Origin of the sequence: Streptomyces sp. MBT65 (assembly GCF_016612545.1) — a bacterium.
GTDB lineage: Bacteria > Actinomycetota > Actinomycetes > Streptomycetales > Streptomycetaceae > Streptomyces.
Window position 1 is genome coordinate 1 of record NZ_JAENRY010000759.1, and the last position, 1,291, is coordinate 1,291.

The following is a 1,291-nucleotide window of genomic DNA, read 5'->3' on the forward strand; positions in this document are numbered from 1 at the left end:
CCAACGGTCACACCACACCCCACGGCCACAGCAACACCTACGCCTCGACCTTCACCTTCCCCCGCCCCACCTGCGTCCGCACCGCCCCCATACTCGCCGCAATGACCAGCGCAATAGCCATGGCCTCAGGAACGGACAGCGCCTGGTGGAGGATCAGGAAACCCGCCGTGGCCGCGATCGCCGGTTCCAGGCTCATGAGGATGGCGAAGGTGGAGGCGGGGAGGCGGCGTAGGGCCAGGAGTTCGAGGGTGTAGGGGAGGACGGAGGAGAGGACCGCCACTGCCGAGCCGAGGGCGATCGTCGTGGGGTTGAGGAGTTTCGAGCCCGACTCCACGATGCCCAGCGGCAGGAACACCACCGCCGCCACGACCATCGCCAGCGCCAGACCGTCGGCCTGCGGGAAGCGGCGGCCCGTGCGGGCACTGAAGATGATGTACGTGGCCCACATGGCGCCGGCGCCCAGGGCGAAGGCCACACCCAGGGGGTCCAGGCTGCTGAAGCCTCCGCCGCCGAGGAGGAAGACGCCGGCCAGAGCCAGTCCCGCCCATACGGCGTTCAGGGCGCGCCGGGATGTCAGGACGGAGAGGGCGAGCGGGCCCAGTACCTCCAGCGTCACCGCCGGGCCGAGGGGGATGCGGGCCAGGGATTGGTAGAAGAGGCCGTTCATCGCGGCCATCGTGATGCCGAAGGCGACGACCGTGCCCCAGTCCGCGCGCGAGTGACCGCGCACGCTCGGGCGGCAGACCACGAGCAGGACCACCGCCGCCACCAGCAGCCGGAGCGTCACCACACCCAGCGACCCCGCCCTGGGCATCAGCGTCACCGCCAGCGCGCCACCGAACTGCACCGAGATGCCCCCGGCCAGTACGAGACCCACCGGCCCGAGCGAACCGGCGCGGCGCGGGACGGCGGCCGGAGTGGCCGCGGGGGCGGTGGTCGGCGTCGACGTCGTACCGGGAATGCTCACGGGGCTTCCAAGGGGCTCAGCTCGGGATTCGTCCATCACGATGCACTGCTCGGTCCATAGTAATGGACTGAGACAGGCGTGTGAACCCTCTATGCAACTGTCAGATACCGCTCCAGGGGACCTCGTCCCGGAACAGGGGACGACCGTCGGGGAGGGTGGTGGGCATCGGTCCGAAGAGGGGGTCTGAGTACTCCACATACTCGGAGTACTCGGCCTGGGGATGGATCGGCTCGTACGTCTGGGGTACCCAGCTCTCGGTGAAGACCGGTGGAGCGGTGTACCCGTAACTCGTCGGAACCCCTACCCCCACCCCCACCCCTGCCC

Annotated in this window: 2 protein-coding genes; both read right to left on the bottom strand. The window is 69.6% G+C overall.

Features of this window, described 5'->3' with window-relative positions:
* Positions 1-37 precede the first annotated feature (37 nt).
* A complete protein-coding gene (locus tag JHN63_RS51985; protein WP_234478989.1) occupies positions 38-1,003 on the bottom strand; it encodes an EamA family transporter in 966 nt (321 codons plus the stop codon).
* A 64-nt stretch (positions 1,004-1,067) separates the two neighbouring features.
* On the bottom strand, positions 1,068-1,291 hold a 224-nt coding region (locus tag JHN63_RS53805), incomplete at its 5' end, for a hypothetical protein (RefSeq protein WP_234478990.1).

What these genes read in the sequence shown, in the direction of transcription:
- JHN63_RS51985 (WP_234478989.1), bottom strand. Translation starts at nt 1,003, where the DNA reads ATGGACGAATCCCGAGCTGAGCCCCTTGGAAGCCCCGTGAGCATTCCC.